The following is a 692-nucleotide window of genomic DNA, read 5'->3' as shown; positions in this document are numbered from 1 at the left end:
CGAAAAATTAACATTCGATCTTAAAAGACTTTAATCAAGAAGTAAAATCACATATAGTCACACCATTGTATAATGCAACATTTATATATTTGATATAATAATATTAAGTTAGTTATGAGTTTAGAGATGTTTACTACTCCTGATATTGCTACAGCTATCTGTCGTTCCTGTGACAAAAATGAGAAGCTAAGACTTCAAGCATTATTGTTGGTTAAAAATGGTTTGAGTCCGGCTAAAGTTGCAGAAGATTTTTCAGTTCACCGTTCAACAGTTCATCGTTGGATGAAAAGAGCTGAAGAAGAAGGTTTGTCTAGCCTTAAATGTAAACCTGGTAGAGGAGTAAAGTCCTATTTAACTGCAGAGCAACTCTCTGAATTAAGGGAAGCATTATCAAAACCTATCCCAACAGACGATGGTTTTTCTCGTGGTTGGCAAACAAAAGATGCAATTCAATTTGTCAGAGAGAAATTTGGGATATCTTATTCCAAATCAAGAATGAGGCAAATTATTAAAAATTTAGGGTTTAGTAGAATTATATGTAGACCTCAATCAAAAAGGCGAAATCAGGAATTAACAAACGAATTTATTGCTGAAATCAAAAAAAAGATTCCTAAATCCTAACTATTTGTTCGTCACACAGGATGAAAGTAGTTTTTATGTAGACTCAAACAGATCAAAATGTTGGGCAATAA

General features: G+C 32.7%; 1 pseudogene. It reads left to right on the top strand.

What is annotated here, in order from left to right:
- Positions 1 to 114: 114 nt before the first annotated feature.
- A pseudogene (locus ASJ81_RS14640) lies at positions 115 to 692 on the top strand (IS630 family transposase); the annotation flags it as partial.

The organism is Methanosarcina spelaei (assembly GCF_002287235.1).
Classification (GTDB): domain Archaea; phylum Halobacteriota; class Methanosarcinia; order Methanosarcinales; family Methanosarcinaceae; genus Methanosarcina; species Methanosarcina spelaei.
This window is presented reverse-complemented; position numbering and strand designations above follow the sequence as displayed.